A 24,831-nucleotide genomic window follows, 5' to 3' on the forward strand; every position below is an offset into this window, starting at 1 on the left:
GTGAAGTGATCAGGAGCAAGGTGTTGAACGCGATCGTCGGGCTGACGTTCGCCGTCGGCGTCACGGCCGGCGCGCAGGCGCAGGAAACCTACATCCCGCTGATCTCGAAGGGCTTCCAGCATCAGTTCTGGCAGGCCGTGAAAGCGGGCGCGATGCAGGCCGCGAAGGACTACAAGGTGAAAGTGACGTTCGAAGGCCCGGAAACCGAGGCGATGGTCGACAAGCAGATCGACATGCTGTCGGCCGCGATCGCGAAGAAGCCGGCCGCGCTCGGCTTCGCGGCGCTCGACAGCAAGGCCGCGCTGCCGCTGCTGAAGAAGGCGCAGGCCGAGAAGATCCCGGTGATCGCGTTCGACTCGGGCGTGGACAGCGACATCCCGGTGACGACGGCCGCGACCAACAACAAGGCTGCCGCGTCGCTCGCCGCCGACAAGCTCGCCGCGCTGATCGGCGACGAAGGCGAGGTGGCCGTGGTCGCGCACGACCAGACGAGCCGCACCGGCATCGACCGCCGCGACGGCTTCCTCGAACGGATGAAGTCGGCGCACCCGAAGGTGCAGGTCGTGACCGTGCAGTACGGCGAAGGCGATCAGCTGAAGTCGACCGAGGTGACGAAATCGATCCTGCAGGCGTATCCGAAGCTCAAGGGGCTGTTCGGCACCAACGAAGGCTCGGCGATCGGCGTGGTCAACGGCGTGCGCGAGATGAAGCGCAAGGTCGTGATCGTCGGATACGATTCCGGCAAGCAGCAGAAGGACGCGATCCGCAGCGGGCTGATGGCCGGCGCGATCACGCAGAACCCGATCGGGATCGGCTACAAGACGGTCGAGGCGGCCGTGAAGGCGATCAAGGGCGAGAAGCTGCCGAAGGTCATCGATACCGGCTTCTACTGGTACGACAAGACCAATATCGACGATCCGAAGATCGCGGCGGTGTTGTACGACTGAACGTTGCGTCGAGCGGCGGTGGCGCGCGCCGCCGCCACGGCGACTGGACACGAGGGCATCATGGGAGCAGTGCGTATCGATTCCCATCAGCACTTCTGGCGCTATCGCGCCGCCGATTACCCGTGGATCGACGCCGGGATGGCGGTGCTCGCGCACGACTACCTGCCCGATGCGCTGTGGCCGCTGATGCATGCGCAGGCGATCGGCGCGTCGATCGCGGTGCAGGCGCGCGCCGGGCGCGACGAGACGGCGTTCCTGCTCGATCTCGCGCGTGACGATGCGCGCATCGCGGCGGTGGTCGGCTGGGAAGATCTCGCCGCGCCGCAACTCGCGGATCGCATTGCCGAATGGCGCAGCCCGAAGCTGCGCGGCTTCCGTCACCAGGTGCAGGACGAGGCCGATGCCGGCGCGTTCGTCGCGGAGCCGGGCTTCAACCGTGGCATCGCCTGGCTGCAGGCAAACGGCTACGTGTACGACGTACTCGTGTTCGAGCGCCAGATGCGGGACGTGTGGGCGTTTTGTGCGCGGCACGACGCGCACTGGCTCGTGCTCGATCACGTCGGCAAGCCGGCACTCGCCGACTTCGAGCGCGACGACACGGCGTTCGCGCGCTGGCGCGCCGCGTTGCGCGAGCTGGGCGCGCTGCCGCATGTCGTGTGCAAGCTGTCGGGGCTCGTGACCGAGGCCGACTGGACGCGCGGGCTGCGCGGGAAGGACGTCCGGCGCATCGAGCAGTGTCTCGACGCGGCGCTCGACGCGTTCGGCCCGCAGCGACTGATGTTCGGGTCGGACTGGCCCGTGTGCCTGCTGGCCGCGTCGTATGACGAAGTGGCGTCGATCATCGAGCGCTGGGCCGAATCGCGGCTGTCGGCCGCCGAGCGCAACGCGCTGTGGGGCGGCACCGCCGCGCGTTGCTACGCGGTGCCGGGCGCGGCGACGCGCGGCATATAGAATAGGCGCGAATGGTCTGCTCGATTCGTCAGGCCGTCCGGAACGAAACCGCTCACCTGCATCAACGTATGTCCATCCAGCCGATTCAGAACCGCCGCCTCTACCAGCAGATCGCCGACAAGCTCAGTGCGATGATCGAGTCCGGCGATTTTCCGCCGGGCAGCTACCTGCCGCCCGAGCGCGAACTGGCCGAACAGTTCGGCGTGTCGCGCACCTCGGTGCGCGAGGCGCTGATCGCGCTCGAAGTGAGCGGGCTCGTGAGCGTGCGGGTCGGCGACGGCGTGAAGGTGCGCCATCCCGAAACGGCCGTCGCACCCGAGCCTGCGCCAGTGCCGGCGGAGAAGGCCGCGCCGTTCACGATCGTCGAGATCGATCCCGAACTCGGCATCGCACTCGACCTCGACACCGAAATCCCGCCGTTTGCGTTGCTGCAGGCGCGCCGGCTGATCGAGCCTGAAGCGGCGTCGCTGGCCGCGAAGCACGGCTCGGACGAGCAGATCGAAGCGATCCACGAGGCGTTCCTGCGCAACCAGGCAGACAACCTCAGTGGCTCGCTCACGCATCCGGGCGACCGGCTGTTTCACATCCGCATCGCGGAGGCGAGCGACAACGCCGCGTATGCGCTGATGATCAAGCAACTGCTCGCGCACAAGTACGACCTGATGTTCCAGCGGCTGCAGTCGCTGTACATGCCGAACGACATGCCGCACCGGTCGGAGCTCGAACACCGCGCGATCCTCGATGCGATCCGCGCACGCGACCCGGACGCCGCGCGCCGCGCGATGGCCGAGCATCTCGACGAAGTGATCCGCATCTTCGGGCGCGCGCTCGACTGAGCGCGCTTCGAAGCGATACCTGTTGCCCGGTCAGAAGCGATCCGCGCGATACGGCGCCGGATCGGTGAACGGCGCTTCGCCGGTCATCATCTCGGCCAGCAGGCGGCCGGTGACGGGGCCGAGCGTCAGCCCGTGGTGGTTGTGCCCGAACGCGAACCACAGCCCGCGATGCGCGGGCGCGGGGCCGATCACCGGGCGCATGTCGGGCGTGCACGGCCGGAAGCCGAGCCAGGGTTGCGGGTCGAGCCGCTCGCCGAAACCGAACACGGGCCGTGCGATGCGTTCCGCGCGTTCGAGCTGGACACCGGTGGGCGGCACGCCGCGCCGTGCGATTTCGACGCCGGTCGTCAGCCGCAGCCCGCGCTTCATCGGTGCGATCACGTAACCGTATTCGCGATCGACGATCGGCGCCGACGGCACGCCGCGCGTGGAAGGTGCGTAGTGCATGTGATAGCCGCGCTTCTCGCGCAGCGGGATCGTGTAGCCGAACTTGCCGAACACCGTGTCGGACCACGGGCCGAGCGCGACGACCACGGCCGGCGCGGCGGCCATGCCGTCCTGCGTCCTGACCTGCCAGCCCGGCGACAGCGCGTCGAGGCTCGCGGCATCGCCCGTCAGCAGCGTGCCGCCGCCTTGCACGAAGAGTTGCGCGTACGCTTTGACGAGCGCGGACGGGTCGACGACGCTTTTGGGATCGAGCCAGTGCAGCGCGCCGCAGAAGCCGGGCGCGAGGCTCGGTTCGTGCGCGCGCAGCGCGGCGGCATCGAGCGGCGTGATGCCGAGCCCGTGGCGGCGCGCGGTGAGCCCGGCTTCGGTCACGCCGCGTTCGAACGCGGCCGGCGTGCGGAACGCTTCCAGCCAGCCGTTCGCGCGGATGAGCTCGCCGGCGCCGGCCCGCGCGATCAGCGCGTCGTGCTCGACGATGCAGCGCTCGATCAGCGGCAGCATGTCGCGCGACGCGGCCGCGTGGCGCAGCGGCGCCGATTCCCACCAGAAACGTGCAAGCCATGGTGCGAATGCGGGCAGCGACGCGCTGTGCCAGTAGAGATCGGTCGAGCGGTTCAGCGCATAGCGCATCAGCGTGAACGGGCTGCGCGGGAACGGATACGGTTCGACCGACGAGCGTTCGATCAGCCCCGCGTTGCCGAAGCTCGTGCCTTCGCCGGGCGCGCCGCGATCGACGAGGGCGACCTTGCGCCCGCGATCCTGCAGGTGGAGTGCTGCGGAGACGCCGACGATGCCTGCGCCGAGAACGATGACGTCGAAATCCATCAGTGGTGAGTGACGGTGAGCGGCGCGCGCCCGCGATGAGGCGTCAGCGCCCGGGTTGGAGAGCGTTCGAACTGCAAGCATACTCGCGGCGGCGTGGGGCACCAAGAGGACGCGCGCGGCCTGCGCATGGCGGGTGGCCCGCGCGCGACGATTCGCGATCGTCGCGACGACGCGGGCATCAGCATGCGCGTGCCGGCCACTTGCCCGCTCCGCATTGCCCATGATCACGATGAAAGCGACTGTCGCGTGTGTTGTCGCTCTGGTCGCATCGAATGCTGTTGCAAGCAAGTACGACAACGACTGGGTCGAGATTTCCCGGGACGATGGCGTCGCCGTGAGCCTTTCGTCGTCATCGCTCGATCGCAAGGGTGTCCGCGCCGACGTCCTGGTGAAGCTGGTTTACGACAGGCCCGCGTCAACGCTACGCGTGGGCTTTCCGACCGAGAAAGTCATATCGCAATGGTCGATCGATTGCGCACGCCGTACCGCTGCGATCGGTCGATCGACCGGTTACGGCGTTCAGCCCGACGAGGTCAACTCGATCGATGGCCAGCAGGATAACTTTCGAACTTACAAGCCTCGTACCTTCGGATACGCGATCACGCAATTTGTTTGTGCAACTTCGCGACCGCGGGCAACGTGTGCGGTTCGATTTCGTCGTTGCCGGGCAACGTAGATTCGTGACTCGAATGCGGCACGACGCGCGGAGATCGACGCTTCGGAATCCGTTGAGGATCGTATGAAGTTTGCGCGGACCGTGCGTCCATTCCACTGATCAATTTCCCGGCGCCGACGTCGGCACCGGCTCGACACCGGAAGACACATCCGCGCACACGCGCCGATTCCGCATACTTTCCACTGCTTCTCGCGGGTGTTTCCCACTGGTTGGCGGTGCGAATTTTTACCTAAGATGAAGCCATCATGCGCGTAATTCGGTGCCTGCACGCGCATGGAGGGAGGCGGGAGGCAGCGCCGGAGCGACGCCAGCGGATGTTGCCATCATGGATGCGAAAGTGTGCGCGCCGGCTGCCGGTCTCGCGACTGCAGCGACGCCAGCGGACGCGGCGGCAATCGCCGCACGAACGGTGCCCGGCTGCCCGGGTCGAACCGCTCCGCTGCGCCACGCGCTGGCCGCAATCGTTTGCGTTCTGGGCACTGCACAGGCCGTGCTCGCCGGGGCTTCCGCCGAGGTTGTCGATCCGGTCGACATGGTGCGCACGGTTGCCGGCGCGAATCCTGCCCCCGCCGATTCCGAAGCTGCGTCACACGACACGGCCGTGCGTCAGGTCGTGCTGGGCATCATCAGCTTCACCCGCTGGCCGACCACACCCGTTCGCCTGCATCTGTGCGTCACGGGCCGGCCCGACTACGCGCGCGGCCTGACCGACACGCTGCAGGCCGGCTCGACGCTGCTCGACGTGCAGCGTGTGCGCTTCGACGATGCCGCGCTCGGCATCGCCTGCGACATCGTCTATCTCGGCACCCTGAGTGAAGACGAGAGAGCCCGCGTGAGAAGCGCGGTGGCCGGCCATCCGGTGCTGACGATTTCGGAACACGATCCGTCCTGCACCGCAGGCGGCATGTTCTGCCTCAACGTCGACGGCGATCGCGTGTCGTTCGACATCAATCTCGACGCGGTGGCACGCAGCGGCGTGCGCGTGCATCCGAACGTGCTCAATCTCGCGCGGCGGCCGGGGGCACCATGACACGATCCACGCCTCCGGTTTCGCTGTCGCGCGTGCCGCGCCCGACGCTGCAAAGCGTGCTGCGTCGCGCGCACCTGCGCCTCGCATTCGTCGCCGTCACGATGGCCGCCGTGTCGTTGATCGTGGTGGCCGTGATCGCATTGCGTGCGTATGCCGGCAACAACCTGAACCTGCTGGCCCGCTCGCTCGGTTATACGGTGGAGGCCGCGCTCGTGTTCGGCGACCGCGTCGCGGCGGCCGAGGCGATCGGGCTGATCGCCGGCGACGAGGATGTCGCACAGGTGGTGGTTACTGATAGCAAGGACGAACCGTTCGCGACGTGGCAGTTGCCTGCCGGCAGCGGGATCGCGCGGCTCGAGCGCGTCGTTGCCGACCTCGCGCTGCCGGGGCCCGTGACCGCGCCGGTGATGCACGACGGCATCATCGTCGGCCACGTGGTCGTGCGCGGCCGCGGCCATCAGTTCTTCGGATTCCTGCTGGGTGGCGTGGGCGGTATTCTCGGTTGCCTGGCCGTCAGCGTGATCGGGGCGTACATCAGCTCGAAGCGCTTGCTGCGCAGCATCGTTTCGCCGTTGCGCGCGCTTGCCGGCGTCGCCCACGCGGTGCGGCGCGAGCGTGCGTTCGCGCAGCGCGTCGAGCCCGCGGCGATTGCCGAACTCAACCAGCTCGGCGACGACTTCAACGCGCTGCTCGACGAATTCGAGGACTGGCAGAACACGCTGCGCGACGAGAACGCGTCGCTCGAACACAAGGCGACGCACGACGCGCTCACGGGGCTGCCCAACCGCGTGCAGCTCGAGTCGCGCCTCGCGCTCGCCCTCGGCGAGGCCCGCGTGACGGGGCAGCGGGTCGCGATCCTGTATCTCGACTGCGACCGCTTCAAGGAAATCAACGACTGCCTCGGCCACGAAGCCGGCGACGCGGTGCTGATCGGCATCGCGTCACGGCTGCGCACGCAGGTGCGCGAGGCCGACCTGGTCGCGCGCCTGGGCGGCGACGAATTCGCGGTCATGCTGCCGGCCGTGCGCGACGCGGATAGCGTATGTCGTATTGCTGACGAGATCCTGTCCGGCATGGCGCCGTCGATCGAGCTGTCCGACGGCCGCGTGGTGGCCACCATGATGAGTGCCGGCATTGCGCTGTATCCCGATCACGCGTCGGATGCGAGCGGCTTGCTGCGGGCGGCGGATGCCGCGATGTACCGCGCCAAGCGCGCCCGGCCAGGCTCGTGGCAACTGGCCGAAGGAGTCGCGGGGGCGGCTTGAAGGTTCATCGTTTCACGCTGCGGGCGAGGCCGCGGCAGTCGCTTGAAAAAGCGCTCGCGATGCGGGTGCAATCGAAGGGGTCAATGATGGACAACACGTTTCCGGTTGGGCTTGGGCGCTTGTGCGTCGGCAGCACGCTGCTTTTATGCATGCTGCTGGGAGGCTGCAAGACGCCACCGCCGCTTCATCGTGGATTGACGCAGACGCAGGTCACGGCGCTCAAGTCGGCCGGTTTCCAGGAAACCCAGCAGGGTTTCGAGTTCGGCTCGACCGGGCCGATCCTGTTCGATTTCGATCGCTACAACCTCAAGCCCGATGTGCGGCGGATCGTCGAAAGGATCGGTCGCACGCTCCACTCGGCGGGGATCAACGGGGTGCGGGTCTATGGATATTCGGACGAGGAAGGCGTGGACGAGTATGACCTCGAGTTGTCCAGGCGGCGGGCGGAGGTCGTCGCGCTTGAACTGGTCGACGTGGGGCTCGATGCAAAGCGCATCGCGATCGTCGGGAAAGGGAAGCGCGACCCGGTCGGGGACAACAAGACGCCGGGAGGAAGGGCGCAGAATCGGCGGGCGGCGATCGTGGTGTCGCCGCGGTGATTGGCATGAAAGGCATTTGAAAGTATCGTGCGTCATGCGATCAAACGCGATGCTCGATCGAGCATCGCGGCACAGCAGCGCCAGCCGGCGCGCGTTCCCTTCCCGAGCGTTCGCACTATTTCATCGTGACTGGGGGCGATGCCTCGCCCCGTACGGATCTGTCACACGTTTCATGCAGATTGTGTCGTGTTCCGCGCGTGCTGGCGCGGTGCTTCGGCGTGGGGAGCCGCGTCCGGGCGGCCCTGCCGCCGGCCTGTTTTCGGGCTATCGGGGGCCGGAATGGAAACGTTTGCGGGTGTCTTTCACGCGTCCGGATTTTGTCCTACATTATCGGGGCTTCGGGCCGGTCAACCGGCACCAGGAACCTGAGAACACAAGAAGGAACAAGCATGAGTTTCGCTCCGAACGGGGGTATTCCCACTGGAATGGGCGGTAGTGCGCTCGGCTCGTTGAGCGCGCTCGGCGGTCTCGCCGGCCCGGTTGCATCGAGTGTCGCCGGCAGCCTCGGGCCGCTCGCGGGCCTGGCCGGGCACGTCGACACCGTCCAGCGCGCGATGCAGCTCGCGCAGACAGGCTTCTCGCTGATGGACAAGACGCCGGGCGCGATCGCCGAGGCGATCAACGGCGCCGCCAACCCCGCCCGCCTGACCCAGCTCAACCGCTACGTGACGCTCGAGACGCCGCTCGGCCCGGACGTGCTGCTGGTCAGCGCCGCCGTCGTCGACGAGCACGTCAACCGGTTGCCGGAGATTCATCTCGACCTGCTGTCGCATCGTCACGACCTGCGCCCCGAGGACCTGATCGGCCAGCAGGTCAAGATCCGGTTCGACCAGCAAGCGCGCCTGTCGACGCTCGAACGCGTCGTCGCATCGGGCGCCGCCGACAACGACCGTTACTTCGACGGCTATGTCGCGTCGTTCGACCGCGCCGGCAACCCCGGCAACGTCACGCAATATCACCTGACGGCGGTGCCATGGTTCTGGTTCCTGACGCGCTCGACCGACTGCCGGATCTTCCAGAACAAGACCGCGCAGGACATCCTCACCGAGATCTTCCAGGAGCACGGCTTCTCCGACTTCGTGTTCGATATCCGCACGGCCCAGAAGCCGCTCGAGTACGTCGTGATGTACCAGGAGAGCTACTACAACTTCTGCGCGCGGTTGATGGAGCAGGAGGGGCTGGTCTGGACGCACCGCTACGAGAAGGACAAGCACTTCCTGGTGATTGGCGATTCGAACCTGCTGTTTCGTCCGATCGACGGGCTGGCGACGGTGCCGTTCGCGGCTACCGAGGCGAGCGAGGACAGCGGCATCGACCAGTTGCACGAAGGCCGGCGCTTTGGCGTCGGCAAGGTCACGTTCCGCGACTTCAACCACCAGAACCCGTCGTCGCCGCTGATGCTGGTGGAGGCCGGGCCGCAGAACCTCAAGCATGCGCGGCTCGACGCGACCGAGCGGTTCGAGCACCAGTCGCTGTACGACCACGGCGACGACGGCAACCGCTACGCGCGTTATGCGATGGAAGCCGAGGAGGCGCAGGCCCATCGCTATACCGGCGGCGGCTATGCCTGGCGCATGACGACGGCCGGCGCCGTGACGGTGGCGAATCATCCGGTGCTCGAGAACAACCAGGAATACGTGATCCTGCACGTGCGTCACGAGGCAGTGAACGACTACACGCAGCACAGCGCGAAGCTGCCGTACCGCAACAGCTTCGCGCTGCTGCCGAAGAAGATTCCGTACCGTGCGCCGCGCGGCACGCCGAAGCCGGTGATTCACGGCACGCAGTCGGCGATCGTCGTCGGGCCGAAGGGCGAGGAAATCTACACGAACGGCAGCGCCGTGAAGGTGCATTTCCCTTGGGACCGGCGCGGCAAGAAGGATGGCTCCGATTCGATGTGGGTGCGTGTATCGCAACCATGGGCGGGCGACGGCTGGGGCGCGGCCGCGATTCCGCGGATCAAGCAGGAAGTGCTGGTTGCGTTCAACCAGGGTGACCCGGACAACCCGGTGATCGTCGGCCGCGTGTTCAATGGCGAGCAGGGCAACCCGTACCACGGTGCGGCCGGCCAGACGATGGGGATCAAGAGTCAGACGCACAAGGGGCAGGGGTCGAACGAGATCCGCATGACCGACACGAACGGCATGCAGGAATTCTTCATGCACGCGCAGAAGGACATGAACACCGTCGTCGAGAACAACGAGACGCACAAGGTGCTGGGGCCGCTGCGCACTGTGCTGGTGGCGACGGGGAGCGAAGAGAAGCAGATTCCGCAGGGCAACCTGACCGAGACGATCGCCCAGAAGCGCAGTACGACCGCGACCACCGTCGAGGTGACGACGCCGGCCAAGGATGGCGGCGGCGGCACGCAGGTTCACATGGCCGAGCGCGGCATCCTCCTGAAGGTGATGGACAGCTCGATCTCGCTCGCGCCGGAAGGCATCCGCCTCGAGCACAAGGGCTCCGTGATCCTGATGACCGACGACGGCGTGATGATCAACGGCACGCGTATCGACCTTAACAAATAACTCGAACGAAACCAGCCATGCACTACGCAATCCACGAAGGCACCTTCGAACTGCCGGACGCGGCGCTCGATCGGACCGTCAATATGCTGATTCTTCCTATCGAGCCGGGCGGCTTGAGCCTCGTCGTATCGCGCGGCAGGCTGCGCGACGCCGAGTCCATCGATTCCTTCGTCGATCGTGAATGGCAACTGGCGTCGCGCACGGCGAAGGACCTCGCTGTGCAGACACGGCGATCGGTGAAGGTGGGTCAAGCGGAATGCCCGGGCGTACAAACGGAATCCACGCATGAGCAGGACGGTCGCACGTTTCACCAGCATCAGACCGCGTTTCAGCTCGATGCCGGCGGCCAGGTGATCGTGATGACGCTGACCAGCGGGGCACCGCTGACCGATGAGCAACGTGCAATCGGACACCGAATGCTCGAGAGCTTCCAGCCGCGCACGCACGGTCCCGCTACGCCCTCACTCGTTTCCGATATCGGCCGCTCATGAGTCAGCCCGCCGCGCGCAAGGAGGATCCCTTCACCCATACCACGCTGATGGGCGACCTGCTAGGGATGGGGGGCTCACTATTGGGGGGCATGGCCATCGGCTGGGCGCTGACAACGCTGGCCGAAGTGGCCGTCGGTGGCGCGTTGCTCGCTCTCGAAATCGGCTCCGGTGGGCTCGCCACGCCGCTCGTACTGGCGATCGGCGTTGGCGTGGCCGCCTACATGCAAGGCTCGGGACTGAATGACGAAATCGACGAGGCCGCAAAGGGTCTCGCCAATGCGATTTCACCGCCTGAAGAAAAGGGCAAGATCGCGAACGGCTCGCCAGACGTCTTTATTAACGACCGGCAAGCCGCGCGCGCAGCCGACGGCGCGGACATGGACCCCGTTCAATGCCAGGACCATTCCGGCCCGCAGATGATCGCGCAGGGGTCGGACAGCGTGTACATCAACAATCTGCCTGCGGCGCGCGTCGACGACAAGACCACCTGCGACGGCACCATCTCCAAAGGTTCGCCCAATGTGTTCATTGGAGGGGGCACGAAGACGGTGCGAGATATCAGCGCAGCGCGGCCGTGGGTGGCCGGGCTCGGGGCCGCGATTGGCATAGCGCTCGCGCTGTGCGGCCGCGGCAAGATGAACTGGAAAGCGTTCAAGAGTGCGTTACCGTGTCTCGGGTTGAATTTTGCGGCAGGATTGCTCGGCACGGCGCTCGGCAGTCTGATGCGGCCGTCGGCCGGCCACCCGGTCAACGTAATCACCGGCGGCAAGATCCTGGACGGCACTGACGACACCGATTTTGAACTGCCCGGCCCGCTGCCGATCGTCTGGCGGCGCCTCTACAGCAGCCACGATGACCGCGCCGACAGCCTGCTCGGGCTCGGCTGGAGCGTACCGATCAGCGTCGAACTGCGGCTTGTGCGCGAACACGGCGAAATCGTGTCGATCACCTACTGGGACGAACAGGGCCGAGACATCGTGTGCCCGTCCGTGTCGCCCGGTGAAAGCCACTACAGCGTGCCGGAGGGGATGTATCTGATCTGCACCGCCGGCGGTCACTACGTGGTCGAAACCGTCGACGGCCTCTATCGCGATTTCGGGCGTGCGCGGACCACTGCGGACATCGAGACGCTCAAGCTGCAGCGACTCGAGGATCGCAACGGCAACTGGATCGAGGTTGAGCGAGAAGCGCACGACGAGGTCGTGCGGCCCGTACGGTTGCACGATAGCGCCGGTCGCTTGCTGACCCTGTCGTACGACAAGTTGCATCCGCAACGTATTGGCGCGATCGAACTGACCCGTGGAGTTGAGGGTGAGCAACCCGACACGCTGGTGCGGTACGCGTATGGCAACGCCGGCGAACTGGTGGCCGTTACCGATCGTAGCGGTCATATCGGGCGACGCTTCGCATACGAGCATGGGCTGATGGTCCAGCACACGCTGCGTGGCGGCCTGCAGTGTTTTTATGCGTGGCAGGGTGTTGGTCGTGATGCGCGTGTCGTGCGCCACTGGACCAACGACGGCGAAGCGTACACGTTCGACGCGGATCTCGCGCAGCGTGCGGTGACGATCACCGACCAGATCGGTCGCGTGACGCGCTGGACGTGGAATGAGGATCAGCAGCCGACGAGCCATACGGACGCCGAGGGCCATGTGTGGCTGCTTGAGTGGAGCGAGATGCGTCAACTGATCAGCGCGACCGATCCGGCCGGCCACGTGACGCGCTTCGAATACGACGAGCGCGGCCGTGAAACCGCGCGCATCGACGCGCTCGGCCAGATCGCACGCACCGAGTGGAACGGTTTTTATGACCTGCCGGTCGCGGAGATCGATCCGGCCAACGCACGCTGGATCTACCGCTACGACCAGCGCGGCAATTTGACCATGACGCGCGATCCGGCGGGATTCGCGACCGAATATCACCGCGACGAGCGCGGTCTCGTGCACACGATTCGCGACGCGCGCGGCGGCTACAAATTCCTCTCATGGAACGCGCGCGCGCAGTTGACCTCGTACACTGACTGTTCGGGCAAGACCACGCATTTCGCGTACGACGCGCGCTGCACGCTCGCGCGCGTGACCGATGCCGCGGGCCACGCCACCGAATACGAAGCCGACGCGATGGGACGCGTCACGGCGATCGCGACGGCCGATGGCGCTTGCCAGAGGTTCCGCTACGACGACGCCGGTAGGCTCGTCGAGGTCGTGGACCCGAACCAACGCAGCACGCGCTACGAATTGAATCCGCGCGGTCTGTTGTTGTCACGCACTGATGCGGCTAACCGCGTCGTACGCTTCGGCTACGACGATGCATTCAGGCTCGCGAGCCTCACTAACGAGAACCGCGAGACCTATCGCTTCCGCTACGACCACCGCGACCTGCTGGTCGAGGAGGTCGGCCTGGACGGAAGCGTACGCGCGTACGAATACGATGTTCGCGGGCTAGGAGTTGTACTGCACGAGGGCAAACGCCAGATCACGTTCGAGCGCGACGCGATCGGTCAACTTATCGCCAAGCAAGCTGCACGCGAGCGCTGCGAATACCGCTATGACAAGGCGGGGCGAATCGCGTCGGGCGCGCTGTACAGTCTGACCGGCCCTAATCCGTCGCTGAAAAGCTGCGTCACCCTGAAATTCGACGAGCGCGGCGAGGTGCTCGAGGAGTACACGCCGACTGGATGGCTCGCGCACACGTACGACGAACTCGGCAATCGCGTCAGCACCACCGTTTCGGGCGAGCAGACGATCGACTGGCTGCACTACGGCTCCGGTCACGTGCACCAGATACGCGTCAACGATACCGCGATCGCCGACATCGAGCGCGATGATCTGCATCGGGAGGTGCTCCGCACGCAGGGCAAGCTGACCAGCCAGTTCGGCTACGACGCCGTCGGCCGCCGCGCGAGAGCCGCTGCGCAGCGCGGTGTGTCAGCGGAAGCGCTGCTTGCCAAGCAGTGGCAATACGATGCAGCAGGCGACGTCGTCCAGAAGCGCGATCAACGCTACGGCACGACCAGCTATAGCTACGACCCGACCGGCCGCATCGAGCAGGCGACCGGGTCCGGACTGCCGTCCGAGGTGTTTCGCTGGGATGCGGCCGCTAACCTGGTGTCGAGCGATCACCCCGGTGGCTACGTCGAGCACAACCGGCTCAGGATGTTCGAGGACAAGCGCTTCGAGTACGACGCGTACGGGCGGCTCGTACGAAAGCTCAGCGGCCACGGGTCCGCCAAAGAACAGACGTTCGAATACGATGACTGGAATCAGCTAAAGACCGTCGTGACGAAGGACCGGCTCGGCGTGTCGACCACACATTTCGAATACGACGCGTTCGGTCGACGCGTCCGCAAGCTCAATGGTAGCTATACGAGAACGGATTTCGTATGGGACGGCATGAGACTCGTCCAGGAGATCTATCACGATCGTCTCGGCGAACAGGCGCTGACCTATCTGTACGAACCGGACAGCTACGTGCCGCTTGCGCGGATCGATCAGGCGGCGCCGGCGGCCAACGATGCGGAGGTGCGCGACACTGTCTACTATTTCCATAACGACGTGTCGGGATTGCCAGAGGAACTGACCGACGTCGACGGCGAGCTGGTCTGGCAAGCGCGCTACAAGGTATGGGGCAACGCGGTACAGGAAGAATGGATTGCACGGGCGCCGAAGCGGCCGGCGTCGGGCGAAGTAAAGGCGGCATCTTCACCGGCTTACGTACCGCGGCCGCAGAACCTGCGCTTTCAGGGACAGTATCTGGACCGTGAGACCGGGCTGTACTACAACACCTTCCGATTCTACGATCCCGATATCGGGCGGTTCATCAACCCGGATCCGATCGGACTGAACGGTGGCGCGAACCTCTATCAATACACGCCGAATCCCTTAGTGTGGATTGATCCGTGGGGCTGGGCGCCGCGAGTACCGAGCGTCGACTTCTCCAACAACGGGCTATATCAGGCTGGCGAAGGGCAAAGTGCCATCGTTAAAATCAAGATGCAAGGATATCGTTCCCTGGACGACACGCAGGCGTTCAATGCGTCGAAGATCCCCCGGGAAGCGTCGGGAGAGTACACGTGGCACCATATGAGCGATTTTGATCCCAAGACCGGGGAAGTCACGATGCAGTTGGTCAAGAGAGATATCCATCGGTCAATCTCTCATGACGGTGGCGTGTCACAGTTCCAGCAGCACAGTGGAACGAAATACGACACGGCAGCTGCTCGAGACTTTGCGACGGAGAAGGGGTGGCGAGTAAAGAAACCGAAGAGCGGTGGCTGCCATTAGGAGAGTTCTATGAGCAAGTTGAAGCTGGTCAAGTTGGCCAAATCATTGACTGAAGACGATATCTCGAACTTCGAGAACCAATTTGGTATCCGAATGCCAGACGATCTCCGGGAGCATTATTTGAAAGCGAACGGTGGATTTCCGGACTGTTTCAAGATGTGCTACATCCCGAAGGGAGTCGACCCTTGCGATGCAAATGGTGTAACGTTCAACGGGTTCTATCCAATTAAGTACCCGTCAACCGTTGATGGATCGACGCTGGAAGAAAATTATATCGATTACACGGATACTCAAGCACTGTTCGATAAGCACGAGTACATTCCATTTGCATTCGATGTGAGTGGATATCCACATCTCATGAAGCTTGATGGCCACGCGATCTACCTTCTTAATCGAGACGTTGTTGACGATGAAGGACGTGAGGTCATAGAGTTTGTGGCGCCATCCCTGCAGGAATTTATTGATGGCTTGATTTCTGGCGACGAGTTCGAAGATCTAATCAGTGATTGCTAGTGTAGCCGCCGGCAAACCACGGAGTAGCGATGTAAACGGCAAGATCAGATGCTGAAGATCATTTACTGATCGGAAGGCTGCGCGAACTCGTCGGCTTCACGGAAGAAATCTCGTTGACCGGGTGCGGATAGCGTCGGCCGGCGCGCGGCACGTGGCCGCGCGTGCCCTGCCCGTTTCAACGTGCGCGCGACCACCCCCAACGCCTCACCAGCCGATATTGCAAGACGACCGCCACGTTCCCGTACCACCTGCGGCCTTGCACTTCGTCCCCGCGCCGTTGTCATAGAACGTCCGCGTTTCCGGTTGCGGCACCGAGGGATCGAACGGATTCGGCGCGCCATGTGGACCGCGCGGGGCATCGTACGGGCGCTGCGGTACATACGAACCACCGCCACCAGCTAGTCGCGAGCCATTGGCCCGCAGGTATTCATTCCAGTTCTCCGCGCGCTGTTCATAGCCAGGCACCGCGCGACCAAAACTATCGTTCCCACCCGCGCCAAGCGCAACGCGATTCGCGGGCAACCCGAAATCGGGCACATGCTTGGCCGAAGGCGGCGGCACCACAAGCGCATCGCCCGTCACCCGCAGCGGACGCGTATCCGGCGTGTCAAACGGCGTGCGTTCCACCGGCGCAGCGTACTTCGCCTGGCGACGACTCATCCGCGCCGCATGCCCGTCATCCCGAGCAGCAGCCCTGCGCTCCGACCGAAACACATTGGCACCCACCGACCGATCGGTCGGCGAATCGCGCCCGGAAGCATTGGCGGCAGAAACGGAAAGCGCACACGCGATCGCGGCGGCGGAAGAGAGGCAGAAAGGGTGATTCATCAGCGTTCCGAAGCAGGTGATATGCAATGAGAAAAAAACGGCAGATCACTGGCTGGCGGCTGGGCGACGGACGGGCGTCGAAGCGGCCCTGAAGCGGCTGCGAGGCGCTGCGTGCGCGACTCACAGGAAGGCTGGCTGGATTGCAGAAGCGGATTCGCATTATTTCATAAAAATAACAACTAGCTTCCAAATGTTTAGTCGGTGTTTGTAAACAGTAGGATTGACCGCCCCGACCGCCCGCCCCGAGTTGGTGCCAATCCAAACAATCATCAGTCGATTGATTTTCGGCGATAGGTCCCTTAGTAACCCGAAAACGCATCGCACGAAATCCGATATCGCCGAAAGCCAAGCGCAGCAAGGCAACCGCCCGATCCGACCCACCCCATAGCAACCCAATTGCACCCCAGACAAACGTTCTCGCCCCGCCCAAGGTTGCGCCCCCATCGCCACCGCCACCCCCAAAACCCTCCGTGTTTTCCCTCGGTCGACCGGCATTTTTGACAGACGATTTAAAAACGCCCATATAATTTCGACTGCCTTGCCAATGGCTGTCGGACCATCCCTCCGAACAAGCGATCTGGCAAGCGGGGCAGGCGAAACGCTTGCGCAATGCAAGACGCATCACGATGTCTTTCCGAACCAGACGTCCCCTTCGGGGACTGCAAGAGCCGGGCCCCGCTACGCAACATTCCGCTGGAGTTCCGTCTTCTATGTGTCTCGGGCGTGTCCCATGTCCTCGCCCCGGGTGCTGTTCGATTGCGCAAGTCATGCCGCCTTTGCCCGTATGACTAAACAACATCGAGGAGCTCCCAGATGACGCTGTCCCGTCTTACGTCCATTTCCGCCGCCGCCGTGCTGTTCGCCGCCGGCGCCGCCGCCGCGCAAGCGGAAACCGTGAAGATCGCCATCGCTGGTCCGATGAGCGGTTCGGTCGCCCAATACGGCGACATGGTGAAGGCCGGCGCGCTGACCGCGATCGAGCAGGTCAACGCTGCAGGCGGTGCGGGCGGCAACAAGTTTGAAGTCGTGATGATGGACGACGCATGCGAACCGAAGCAGGCCGTCGCCGTCGCCAACAAGATCGTCAGCCAGAAGATCAAGTACGTGATCGGCCACGTGTGCTCGGGTTCGACGATTCCCGCGTCGGACATCTACGAGAACGAAGGCATCGTGATGGTCACGCCGTCGGCCACCGCGCCGCAGCTGACGGAAGGCAAGAAGCGCCACTTTATCTTCCGCACGATCGGCCGTGACGACCAGCAAGGGCCGGCCGCCGCGCACTACATCATCAACAACGTGAAGCCGAAGAAGGTCGCGGTCCTGCACGACAAGCAGTCGTACGGCCAGGGCATCGCCTCGTCGGTGAAGAAGGACCTCGAAGCCGCGAAGATCCCGGTCGTCCTGTTCGAAGGCATCAACGCCGGCGATTCGGACTACTCGGCGATCATCACAAAGCTGAAGTCGCAAGGCGTCGACTTCGTCTACTTCGGCGGCTACCACCCGGAAATGGGCCTGCTGATGCGCCAGGCGCGCGAGCAGGGCGTGAAGGCCACGTTCATGGGCCCTGAAGGCGTGGGCAACAAGGACGTGACGGCGATCGCCGGCCCGGCGTCGGAAGGCATGCTCGTCACGCTGCCGGCCGACTTCTCGGCCGATCCGGCCAACGCGGGCCTCGTGAAGGCGTTCGCGGACAAGAAGCGCGACCCGAACGGCCCGTTCCAGATGCCGTCGTACGCAGCGGTGAAGATCATCGCCGACTCGATCGCGGGCGCGAAGACGACCGACCCGACGAAGGTAGCCGCGTACATGCACAAGACGACGTTCGACACGCCGATCGGCAAGGTCGCGTATGACGCGCAGGGCGACCTGAAAGCGTTCAAGTTCGTCGTGTACACGTGGCACAAGGACGCGACGAAGACCGCCGCCAAGTAAGACGGAGTACCCGCCCGCGCACCCGCCCTGTCCGAGACCCGGACGGGGCGGGTGCGTATTGGCAGCGCATCGGCCCAGTGCGCAGCCAAGGAGCGGCCCGAGACGACACCGTGCGTTGCGCGCGGCCACGCCGTGATCCGGCGACGGCATGCGACACAACGCCAACGGGAGCTTCCCGCACATGACTGACTTCTTTCCTCAATTCGCCCAGCAGCTGGTCAACGGCCTGACGCTGGGTGCGATCTATGCGTTGATCGCCATCGGCTATTCGATGGTCTACGGCATCATCGGCATGATCAACTTCGCCCACGGCGAGATCTACATGATCGGCGCCTACGTGGGCCTCGTGACCCTCACCGCCATCGGCATCTCGGCCGGCTATCCGCTGCCGCTCGTGCTCGGCGCCGCCCTGATCGTGTCGGTGATCGTCACCGGCCTGTACGGTTTCGCGGTCGAGCGCGTCGCGTATCGGCCGCTGCGCGGCGGCCCGCGCCTCGTGCCGCTGATCTCCGCGATCGGCATGTCGATCTTCCTGCAGAACTACGTGCAGATCGGCCAGGGCGCGCGCGACGTGTCCGTGCCCGTGCTGATCTCCGGCGCGTTCGACATCCATCTCGGTGGCGACTTCGACGTGACCGTCCCGTATTCGCGGCTGATGATCGTCTGCGTGACGCTCGTGCTGATGATCGCGCTCACGCTGTTCATCTCGCATTCGCGGATGGGCCGTGCGTGCCGCGCATGCGCCGAGGACATGAAGATGGCGAACCTGCTCGGCATCGACACGAACCGCGTGATCTCGTTCACGTTCGTGCTCGGCGCGATGCTGGCCGCCGTCGGCGGCGTGCTGATCGGGCTGACGATCGGCAAGCTGAACCCGTATATCGGCTTCGTCGCGGGCATCAAGGCGTTTACCGCCGCGGTGCTGGGCGGGATCGGCAGCATCCCGGGCGCGATGCTCGGCGGCGTACTGCTGGGCCTCGCTGAAACCTTCGCCGCAGGCTACATGCCGGCCGAGTACAAGGACGTCGTGGCGTTCGGCCTGCTCGTGCTGATCCTGCTCTTCCGCCCGACCGGCCTGCTCGGCAAGTCGGACATCGAAAAGGTTTGAGGGAGACGCAGATGAGTCAAGTCATTTCCGTTCGCCGCCCGGCCGCCGACGCTTCGATCGGCCAGGCGCTGAAAAATGCCGTGGCCGCCGCGTTCCTGACGGCGATCCTCACGATTCCGGTGCTCGGGCTGCAGCTGAGGCTCGAAGGCTACCAGGTGGTGCTCACGCCGCACTGGCGGCCGGTATGGATCGCGGTCGCGGGCGTGTTCCTGTTCCAGCTGTTCAAGCCGTGGCTCGTGCGCGCGAAATCGTCGGTGAAGCTGCCGGCCCTGCCCGCGATGGGCGCGCAGCAGCAGCGCGTGATCGTCTGGGTGCTGCTCGCGGTCGGGCTCGTGTGGCCGTTCTTCGGCTCGCGCGGCGCAGTGGACGTCGCGACGCTCGCGCTGATCTACGTGATCCTCGGCCTCGGGCTGAACATCGTGGTGGGTTTCGCGGGGCTGCTGGATCTCGGCTATGTCGGGTTCTACGCGGTCGGCGGTTATACGTACGCGATGCTGAACCAGTACTTCGGGCTGTCGTTCTGGGAATGCCTGCCGCTCGCCGCGATCGCGGCCGCGACGTTCGGCTTCCTGCTCGGCTTCCCGGTGCTGCGCCTGCGCGGCGACTATCTCGCGATCGTCACGCTCGGCTTCGGCGAAATCATCCGCCTGCTCGCGAACAACCTGACGAGCCTCACGGGCGGGCCGGACGGCATCTCGGGCATCCCGAAGCCGACCGTGTTCGGCTACGAGATGGCGCGCAGCGCGAGCGTCGAAGGCGCGAAAACCTTCCACGAACTGATCGGGCTGGAATACAGCGGCGACCACGTGGTGATCTTCCTGTACCTGCTCGCGCTCGTGCTGGTCGGCTTCACGCTGTTCGTGACGAGTCGCCTGATCCGCATGCCGATGGGCCGTGCGTGGGAAGCGCTGCGCGACGACGAGATCGCGTGCCGTTCGCTCGGCCTGAACCCGACGCGCATCAAGCTGTCGGCGTTCACGCTCGGCGCGGCGTTCGCGGGTATCGGCGGCGCGTTCTTCGCGGCGCGCCAGGGCCTCGTGAATCCTGAATCGTTCACCTTCATCGAATCGGCGCTGATCCTCGCGATCGTCGTGCTCGGCGGGATGGGTTCGCAGCTCGGCGTGATTCTCGCGGCGATCCTGCTGACCGTGCTGCCGGAAGTCGCGCGCGGCTTCGCCGAGTACCGGATGCTGATCTTCGGTCTGGTGATGGTGTTGATGATGATGTGGCGTCCGCAGGGCCTGCTGCCCGCGAGCCGTCCCCACGTGGAGCTGCCCCAATGAGCGCGAATGCAGAACTGTTGAAGGTCGCCGGGCTGCAGATGCGCTTCGGCGGGTTGCTCGCGGTGGACGGGATCGATTTCGATGTGCGTCGCGATGAAGTGTTCGCGATCATCGGGCCGAACGGCGCGGGCAAGACCACGGTGTTCAACTGCGTCGGCGGCTTCTACAAGCCGACCGGCGGCGACGTCGTGCTCGACGGCCACGCGATTGGCGGGCTGCCGAGCCACAAGATCGCGTTGAAGGGCCTCGTGCGGACGTTCCAGAACATCCGCCTGTTCAAGTCGCTGACCGTCGTCGAGAACCTGCTCGTCGCGCAGCACCGCAAGGTGAAGGCGGGGCTGCTGCCCGGCCTGTTCTCGACCCCCGCGTATCGCCGTGCCGAGAAGGAAGCGCTCGAACGCGCGGCCGTGTGGCTCGACCGGATGGGGCTGACGTCGGTTGCCAACCGGCCGGCGGGCACGCTGTCGTACGGGCATCAGCGGCGTCTGGAGATCGCGCGCTGCATGATCACCGAGCCGCGCTTGCTGATGCTCGACGAGCCGGCAGCCGGCCTCAACCCGCAGGAGAAGATCGAGCTGCAGCACCTGATCGACAGGCTGCGCCGCGAGTTCGGCGTATCGGTGCTGCTGATCGAACACGACATGAGCCTCGTGATGGGCGTGTCCGACCGCATCCTCGTGATGGAGCACGGCCGGCCGATCGTGATCGGCACGCCGGAAGCGGTCCGCAACGACCCGCGCGTGATCAAGGCGTATCTGGGGGAAGAGTGATGCTGAAGCTGGAACAGGTCCATACGCACTATGGCGCGGTCGAGGCGCTCGCGGGCGTGTCGATCGAGGTGAACAAGGGCGAGATCGTCACGCTGATCGGCAGCAACGGCGCCGGCAAGACGACGCTGATGATGACCGTGTGCGGCACGCCGCGCGCGTCGTCGGGCCGCGTGCTGTTCGAGGGCAAGGACATCACCGCGATGTCGACGCACCAGATCATGCGGCAGGGGATGGCGATCTCGCCGGAAGGGCGGCGCGTGTTCCCGAGCCTGACGGTGCTCGAGAACCTGAAGATGGGCGGCTTCTTCGCGAGCCGTCACGAGATCGACGACGGCATCGAGCACGTGTTCAAGCTGTTTCCGCGTTTGAAGGAACGCGCGACGCAGCGGGCCGGCACGATGTCGGGCGGCGAACAGCAGATGCTGGCGATCGGCCGCGCGCTGATGAGCAAGCCGCGCCTGCTGCTGCTCGACGAACCGACGCTTGGCCTCGCGCCGCTCGTGATCGCGCAGATCTTCGACATCATCCGGACGATCCGCGACGAAGGCGTCACGGTGTTCCTCGTCGAGCAGAACGCGAACAAGGCGCTCGGTGTGGCCGATCGCGGCTACGTGCTCGAAACGGGGCGCGTGGTGCTCGCCGATACGGGCGCGAACCTGCTCGCGAACGATCGCATCAAGCAGGCCTACCTCGGCGGTTGATGCCGAAAGCCGCCGGCCCGCAACGGGCCGGCGGCGCTTCCGCTTTTGCTTTCTCGTGCGAGGCCGGTTCCCGGCCTTGTCTTCATCCGATCCTGAACGTGCTTTTCAGTACGTCGCGCAGATGCAGCGCGGCGCGATTGCTGTCGTCCGTCAGGATGGTGATCAGGTGCGGCGGGAGATCGGGCAGCACGATCCCGGCGACGTGGCTCGTCAGGTTGCCGGACACGCGATCGTGCTCGATGAGGCCGACCGCGAGGCCGTTCGCGATACACGCCTCGACCGCCGGCGAACTGGCGCTCTCGAGCAGCATCCGGTGCGGGATCTTCGCTTTCTTGAGCGCGTTCAGCGCGGTATCGCGGTACGGGCAGCCCTGCAATTGCACGGCGATCGGCAGCGGCGCGTCGGGATTGAACTTGAAGGTTCGCGCGGCGACCCACACCGGATGGGTCTTGCCGAGCAGCTCGCCGTGCGGCATCGCTTTCGGCACCACGGCGATCGTGATGTCCAGCTGGCCGCGCGAGAACAGCGACTGCAGCTCTTCGCTGGAGCGTGCTTCGACCGTCAGCTCCAGCAGCGGCCGGTCGGCGGCGAAGCGCGGCAGGAATTCCGCCATGAAGTGCGCGGCGTACGAATCGGGGATGCCGAGCCGCAGCTTTCCGGTCAGCATCTGCGGTGACAGCGATTCGACGAGCCGGTCGTGGCTCAGCAGGAACTCGGTGGTGTCGCTCAGCAGCTTGTGGCCGTACTGCGTGAGTTCGACGGCCTGGTTGTTCCGCGTAAACAAGCGCTGCGCGACCATTTCCTCGAGCTTCTGAATCTGCGCCGTGACCGACGACGGGCTGCGATTCACATGCGCGGCCGCATCCTTGAAGCGGCCGAGTTTCGCGACGGCATGGAAGGTTCGCAGCAGGTCGACGTCCAGGGTGCGCGGCATGATTTGGTTTTTCCGAATCAGTGATTCAGGTAATGTCGATTGACGGAATTATTGAGCATCCCATATTCTCGGTCAACAGGCAGACAACGGCAGGCAGCCGGTCGCGCGTTGCACGTATCCGGGGAACGATTCATGTCGATCAATGATTTCGTTGTAGATGCATTGGTGCGGGACAGGAAGTTGAAGGCCGAGTCGGTATGGACGGTCGAGAATCACGAAAAGTATTCGACGCTCAAGCGCAGCGACGATGACGCGAGGAGAAAGGAAGCAGGGCGCGAGGTGTTTTCGCTGATGCGCAACCTGAACGAGCTGGGCGTGCGGAGCCCCGCGCTGTGCGCGGACCGCGACGGCAACGGTTCGTTGCGCGAAGCGATCGGCAAGTTGAGCGAGCGGCTCGCGCTGCAGCGCGCGCTCCGGGACGACGCCGAACTGCAGTATCACCGCCTCGGGCTCGAACCGATTCGCCCCGAGGATCTGGCGGACCAGCGCCTGTCCCCGGCAACTTTCTGAGAGCCGTCGCCCCATGCAGCTATTCCTGCTCCAGCTCGTTTTCGTGTTGTCGTGGAGTTCCGGCTTCATCGGCGCCAAGCTCGGCGCGGAGACGGCCGGTGCGTTCAACCTGCTGTTCTGGCGGTTCCTGCTCGTCACGCTGTGCCTCGCCATCGTCCTCAACCGGCAGCTCGGGCGCCTGACGTGGGAGAAGCTTCGCTATCACGCGGTGATCGGCTTCCTGTCGCAGTTTCTCTATCTGGCGTGCGTGTACGTGGCGATTCAGCATGGCCTGCCGCCCGGCATCGCCGCGATCGTCGCCGCGATGCAGCCACTCATCACGGCCGCGATGACGGCGGTGGAAGGCAGCGAGCGCAGCGGGGCGCGCCAGTGGGCCGGGCTCGTCGTCGGGTTCGTCGGCGTGGGCATCGTGATCGGCGGGCAATATGCGCTGCCGGCCGGGTCGGTCGGGCTCGTGATGTACCTGCTGCCGCTGGTGTCCGCGCTGGGGCTGTCGATCGCGACGATCTATCAGCGCCGCCGCGCGCTGACGGCCGCGCGCAGCAACGAGGACGGGCTGTTCCTGCCGCTGTTCGTGCAGGGCTGCGTGAGCCTCGTGCTGTTCGCGGTGTGCGGGATCGTCACGGGCGACCTGCACGTGCCGACCCAGCCGAACGTGTGGGTTTCCGTCGTGTGGCTGACGGTGTTCTCGACCTTCATCGCCTATCTGTCGCTGTGGGCGCTGCTCAAGCGCATGCCCGCGACGCGCGTGGCGACCCTCGTCTATCTCGAGCCGCCCGTGACATTGATGTGGGCCGCATGGATGTTCGGCGACCGCATCGAGGTAACGACGTATCTCGGCATCGTCGTCGTCGCAGTTGGCGTATGGCTGGCCGGCAAGTACGTGGAGCGGCCCGCGCGGGCGCGGCGGGCGAACATGGAGGCGGCTGGCCGCTGATGCCCTGGTTGCGCGTGCGGTTCCGGTGTAGCGTCGCGGTACTGTCATGCCCCGCGAAGGAACCCGATGAAAGTCAAACGGATCGTCGCCAATGTCGACACCCGATCAGTCGACGAAGCGAAGCGCTTCTACCAACGGATCTTCGGCCTCGAGCTGCTGATGGACCACGGCTGGATCGCGACCTACGGCAATGCCGAGCGGATGGACGTGCAGATCAGCTTCGCGTCGCAGGGCGGATCGGGCACGCCGACGCCCGACCTGTCGATCGAGGTCGACGACGTCGATGAAGCGCTCGCACGCGTGCAGGCGGCCGGGATTCCGGTCGAATACGGCCCGGTTGACGAGCCGTGGGGCGTGCGGCGGTTCTATGTGCGTGATCCGTTCGGCAAGCTGGTCAACGTGCTCGCGCATCGCTGACGCTGCCCGCCGGGGCGGCT

At 65.0% G+C, this 24,831-nt stretch carries 21 protein-coding genes and 2 pseudogenes; 20 read left to right on the forward strand and 3 right to left on the reverse strand.

The features are described from left to right. Window positions 1-5 precede the first annotated feature (5 nt). The 3 genes from FFS49_RS02175 (at window position 6) to FFS49_RS02185 (ending at window position 2,734) form a co-directional block, all read left to right on the forward strand. The gene (locus tag FFS49_RS02175; protein ID WP_011354234.1) at window positions 6-947 is read left to right on the forward strand and encodes an ABC transporter substrate-binding protein; all 942 of its coding nucleotides are present in this window, start codon (window positions 6-8) and stop codon (window positions 945-947) included. A gap of 60 nt (window positions 948-1,007) precedes the next feature. Further along, window positions 1,008-1,898 (forward strand): amidohydrolase family protein, encoded by an 891-nt coding sequence (locus tag FFS49_RS02180; protein WP_105818233.1) that lies wholly within the window; start codon window positions 1,008-1,010, stop codon window positions 1,896-1,898. A 68-nt stretch (window positions 1,899-1,966) separates the two neighbouring features. After that, window positions 1,967-2,734, forward strand: coding sequence for a FadR/GntR family transcriptional regulator (locus tag FFS49_RS02185; RefSeq protein WP_039366255.1), 768 nt, complete (start codon window positions 1,967-1,969; stop codon window positions 2,732-2,734). Window positions 2,735-2,764: 30 nt separating this feature from the next. Here FFS49_RS02185 and FFS49_RS02190 read toward each other — a convergent pair whose 3' ends face one another. Continuing rightward, window positions 2,765-4,006: an FAD-binding oxidoreductase gene (locus FFS49_RS02190; protein ID WP_105818232.1), complete on the reverse strand. Its 1,242-nt coding sequence runs from the start codon at window positions 4,004-4,006 to the stop codon at window positions 2,765-2,767. Window positions 4,007-4,226: 220 nt separating this feature from the next. Between FFS49_RS02190 and FFS49_RS02195 the strand changes: the two genes are divergently transcribed. The 8 genes from FFS49_RS02195 to FFS49_RS02230 all read left to right on the forward strand — a co-directional run bounded on the left by FFS49_RS02195 (window position 4,227) and on the right by FFS49_RS02230 (window position 15,391). Then, window positions 4,227-4,682: a surface-adhesin E family protein gene (locus FFS49_RS02195; protein WP_137909782.1), complete on the forward strand. Its 456-nt coding sequence runs from the start codon at window positions 4,227-4,229 to the stop codon at window positions 4,680-4,682. A gap of 325 nt (window positions 4,683-5,007) precedes the next feature. Further along, window positions 5,008-5,712 (forward strand): YfiR family protein, encoded by a 705-nt coding sequence (locus tag FFS49_RS02200; RefSeq protein ID WP_105818231.1) that lies wholly within the window; start codon window positions 5,008-5,010, stop codon window positions 5,710-5,712. Next, window positions 5,709-6,977 carry a diguanylate cyclase gene (locus FFS49_RS02205; protein WP_105818230.1) on the forward strand — a complete coding sequence of 423 codons (1,269 nt, stop codon included), beginning with the start codon at window positions 5,709-5,711 and terminating at the stop codon, window positions 6,975-6,977. The genes FFS49_RS02200 and FFS49_RS02205 overlap by 4 nt, the downstream gene beginning before the upstream one ends. Window positions 6,978-7,063: 86 nt before the next feature. Continuing rightward, complete coding sequence (locus FFS49_RS02210) at window positions 7,064-7,576, forward strand: OmpA family protein (protein WP_071332119.1); 513 nt, start codon at window positions 7,064-7,066, stop codon at window positions 7,574-7,576. Window positions 7,577-7,965: 389 nt separating this feature from the next. Beyond that, window positions 7,966-10,104, forward strand: coding sequence for a type VI secretion system tip protein TssI/VgrG (tssI, locus tag FFS49_RS02215; RefSeq protein ID WP_105818229.1), 2,139 nt, complete (start codon window positions 7,966-7,968; stop codon window positions 10,102-10,104). A gap of 17 nt (window positions 10,105-10,121) precedes the next feature. Beyond that, complete coding sequence (locus tag FFS49_RS02220) at window positions 10,122-10,595, forward strand: DcrB-related protein (RefSeq protein ID WP_071332121.1); 474 nt, start codon at window positions 10,122-10,124, stop codon at window positions 10,593-10,595. Continuing rightward, window positions 10,592-14,878, forward strand: coding sequence for an RHS repeat-associated core domain-containing protein (locus tag FFS49_RS02225; protein WP_105818228.1), 4,287 nt, complete (start codon window positions 10,592-10,594; stop codon window positions 14,876-14,878). The genes FFS49_RS02220 and FFS49_RS02225 overlap by 4 nt, the downstream gene beginning before the upstream one ends. A 9-nt stretch (window positions 14,879-14,887) precedes the next feature. Then, a complete protein-coding gene (locus tag FFS49_RS02230) occupies window positions 14,888-15,391 on the forward strand; it encodes an SMI1/KNR4 family protein (RefSeq protein ID WP_071332122.1) in 504 nt (167 codons plus the stop codon). 204 nt (window positions 15,392-15,595) lie between these two features. Here the strand turns inward: FFS49_RS02230 and FFS49_RS02235 are convergent, their stop codons facing one another. After that, entirely contained in the window at window positions 15,596-16,219 is a 624-nt protein-coding gene (locus FFS49_RS02235; protein WP_224755763.1) for a hypothetical protein, read from the reverse strand. 813 nt (window positions 16,220-17,032) lie between these two features. On the opposite strand from FFS49_RS02235, the gene FFS49_RS02240 reads away from it, so the two are divergent. From FFS49_RS02240 to FFS49_RS02260, 5 genes are all read left to right on the forward strand, one after another. After that, window positions 17,033-18,151: a branched-chain amino acid ABC transporter substrate-binding protein gene (locus FFS49_RS02240; RefSeq protein ID WP_105818226.1), complete on the forward strand. Its 1,119-nt coding sequence runs from the start codon at window positions 17,033-17,035 to the stop codon at window positions 18,149-18,151. 181 nt (window positions 18,152-18,332) lie between these two features. Continuing rightward, window positions 18,333-19,259: a high-affinity branched-chain amino acid ABC transporter permease LivH gene (livH, locus tag FFS49_RS02245; protein WP_034186151.1), complete on the forward strand. Its 927-nt coding sequence runs from the start codon at window positions 18,333-18,335 to the stop codon at window positions 19,257-19,259. An 11-nt stretch (window positions 19,260-19,270) separates the two neighbouring features. After that, entirely contained in the window at window positions 19,271-20,542 is a 1,272-nt protein-coding gene (locus tag FFS49_RS02250; RefSeq protein ID WP_105818225.1) for a high-affinity branched-chain amino acid ABC transporter permease LivM, read from the forward strand. Continuing rightward, window positions 20,539-21,312, forward strand: a complete 774-nt coding sequence (gene livG / locus FFS49_RS02255; protein WP_105818224.1) for a high-affinity branched-chain amino acid ABC transporter ATP-binding protein LivG — start codon at window positions 20,539-20,541, stop codon at window positions 21,310-21,312. The genes FFS49_RS02250 and livG overlap by 4 nt, the downstream gene beginning before the upstream one ends. Beyond that, entirely contained in the window at window positions 21,312-22,013 is a 702-nt protein-coding gene (locus FFS49_RS02260) for an ABC transporter ATP-binding protein (protein WP_039366289.1), read from the forward strand. The genes livG and FFS49_RS02260 overlap by 1 nt, the downstream gene beginning before the upstream one ends. Window positions 22,014-22,095: 82 nt before the next feature. On the opposite strand, the gene FFS49_RS02265 is transcribed toward FFS49_RS02260, so the two are convergent. Further along, on the reverse strand, window positions 22,096-22,947 hold the full coding sequence (locus FFS49_RS02265) for a LysR substrate-binding domain-containing protein (RefSeq protein ID WP_039366292.1): 852 nt from the start codon (window positions 22,945-22,947) through the stop codon (window positions 22,096-22,098). A 132-nt stretch (window positions 22,948-23,079) separates the two neighbouring features. Here FFS49_RS02265 and FFS49_RS43050 point away from each other — a divergent pair. The 4 genes and pseudogenes from FFS49_RS43050 to FFS49_RS02280 all read left to right on the forward strand — a co-directional run. Next, window positions 23,080-23,346 (forward strand): annotated as a pseudogene (locus FFS49_RS43050) (hypothetical protein); the annotation flags it as partial. After that, window positions 23,341-23,457 (forward strand): annotated as a pseudogene (locus FFS49_RS42340) (2OG-Fe(II) oxygenase); the annotation flags it as partial. The pseudogenes FFS49_RS43050 and FFS49_RS42340, both read left to right, overlap by 6 nt. Window positions 23,458-23,470: 13 nt before the next feature. After that, complete coding sequence (locus FFS49_RS02275; protein ID WP_105818222.1) at window positions 23,471-24,394, forward strand: DMT family transporter; 924 nt, start codon at window positions 23,471-23,473, stop codon at window positions 24,392-24,394. Between the two features lie 66 nt (window positions 24,395-24,460). Continuing rightward, window positions 24,461-24,811, forward strand: a complete 351-nt coding sequence (locus FFS49_RS02280) for a VOC family protein (protein ID WP_105818221.1) — start codon at window positions 24,461-24,463, stop codon at window positions 24,809-24,811. The last annotated feature ends 20 nt before the right edge of the window (window positions 24,812-24,831 follow it).

This window comes from Burkholderia sp. 4NA327C6, from assembly GCF_005502655.1.
Taxonomy (GTDB): domain Bacteria; phylum Pseudomonadota; class Gammaproteobacteria; order Burkholderiales; family Burkholderiaceae; genus Burkholderia; species Burkholderia contaminans.

Coding starts and splice junctions, on each gene's coding strand:
- FFS49_RS02180 (WP_105818233.1), top strand. CDS start 1,008: ATGGGAGCAGTGCGTATCGATTCCCATCAGCACTTCTGGCGCTATCGC.
- FFS49_RS02185 (WP_039366255.1), top strand. CDS start 1,967: ATGTCCATCCAGCCGATTCAGAACCGCCGCCTCTACCAGCAGATCGCC.
- FFS49_RS02190 (WP_105818232.1), bottom strand. CDS start 4,006: ATGGATTTCGACGTCATCGTTCTCGGCGCAGGCATCGTCGGCGTCTCC.
- FFS49_RS02195 (WP_137909782.1), top strand. CDS start 4,227: ATGATCACGATGAAAGCGACTGTCGCGTGTGTTGTCGCTCTGGTCGCA.
- FFS49_RS02200 (WP_105818231.1), top strand. CDS start 5,008: ATGGATGCGAAAGTGTGCGCGCCGGCTGCCGGTCTCGCGACTGCAGCG.
- FFS49_RS02205 (WP_105818230.1), top strand. CDS start 5,709: ATGACACGATCCACGCCTCCGGTTTCGCTGTCGCGCGTGCCGCGCCCG.
- FFS49_RS02210 (WP_071332119.1), top strand. CDS start 7,064: ATGGACAACACGTTTCCGGTTGGGCTTGGGCGCTTGTGCGTCGGCAGC.
- tssI (WP_105818229.1), top strand. CDS start 7,966: ATGAGTTTCGCTCCGAACGGGGGTATTCCCACTGGAATGGGCGGTAGT.
- FFS49_RS02220 (WP_071332121.1), top strand. CDS start 10,122: ATGCACTACGCAATCCACGAAGGCACCTTCGAACTGCCGGACGCGGCG.
- FFS49_RS02225 (WP_105818228.1), top strand. CDS start 10,592: ATGAGTCAGCCCGCCGCGCGCAAGGAGGATCCCTTCACCCATACCACG.
- FFS49_RS02230 (WP_071332122.1), top strand. CDS start 14,888: ATGAGCAAGTTGAAGCTGGTCAAGTTGGCCAAATCATTGACTGAAGAC.
- FFS49_RS02235 (WP_224755763.1), bottom strand. CDS start 16,219: ATGAATCACCCTTTCTGCCTCTCTTCCGCCGCCGCGATCGCGTGTGCG.
- FFS49_RS02240 (WP_105818226.1), top strand. CDS start 17,033: ATGACGCTGTCCCGTCTTACGTCCATTTCCGCCGCCGCCGTGCTGTTC.
- livH (WP_034186151.1), top strand. CDS start 18,333: ATGACTGACTTCTTTCCTCAATTCGCCCAGCAGCTGGTCAACGGCCTG.
- FFS49_RS02250 (WP_105818225.1), top strand. CDS start 19,271: ATGAGTCAAGTCATTTCCGTTCGCCGCCCGGCCGCCGACGCTTCGATC.
- livG (WP_105818224.1), top strand. CDS start 20,539: ATGAGCGCGAATGCAGAACTGTTGAAGGTCGCCGGGCTGCAGATGCGC.
- FFS49_RS02260 (WP_039366289.1), top strand. CDS start 21,312: ATGCTGAAGCTGGAACAGGTCCATACGCACTATGGCGCGGTCGAGGCG.
- FFS49_RS02265 (WP_039366292.1), bottom strand. CDS start 22,947: ATGCCGCGCACCCTGGACGTCGACCTGCTGCGAACCTTCCATGCCGTC.
- FFS49_RS02275 (WP_105818222.1), top strand. CDS start 23,471: ATGCAGCTATTCCTGCTCCAGCTCGTTTTCGTGTTGTCGTGGAGTTCC.
- FFS49_RS02280 (WP_105818221.1), top strand. CDS start 24,461: ATGAAAGTCAAACGGATCGTCGCCAATGTCGACACCCGATCAGTCGAC.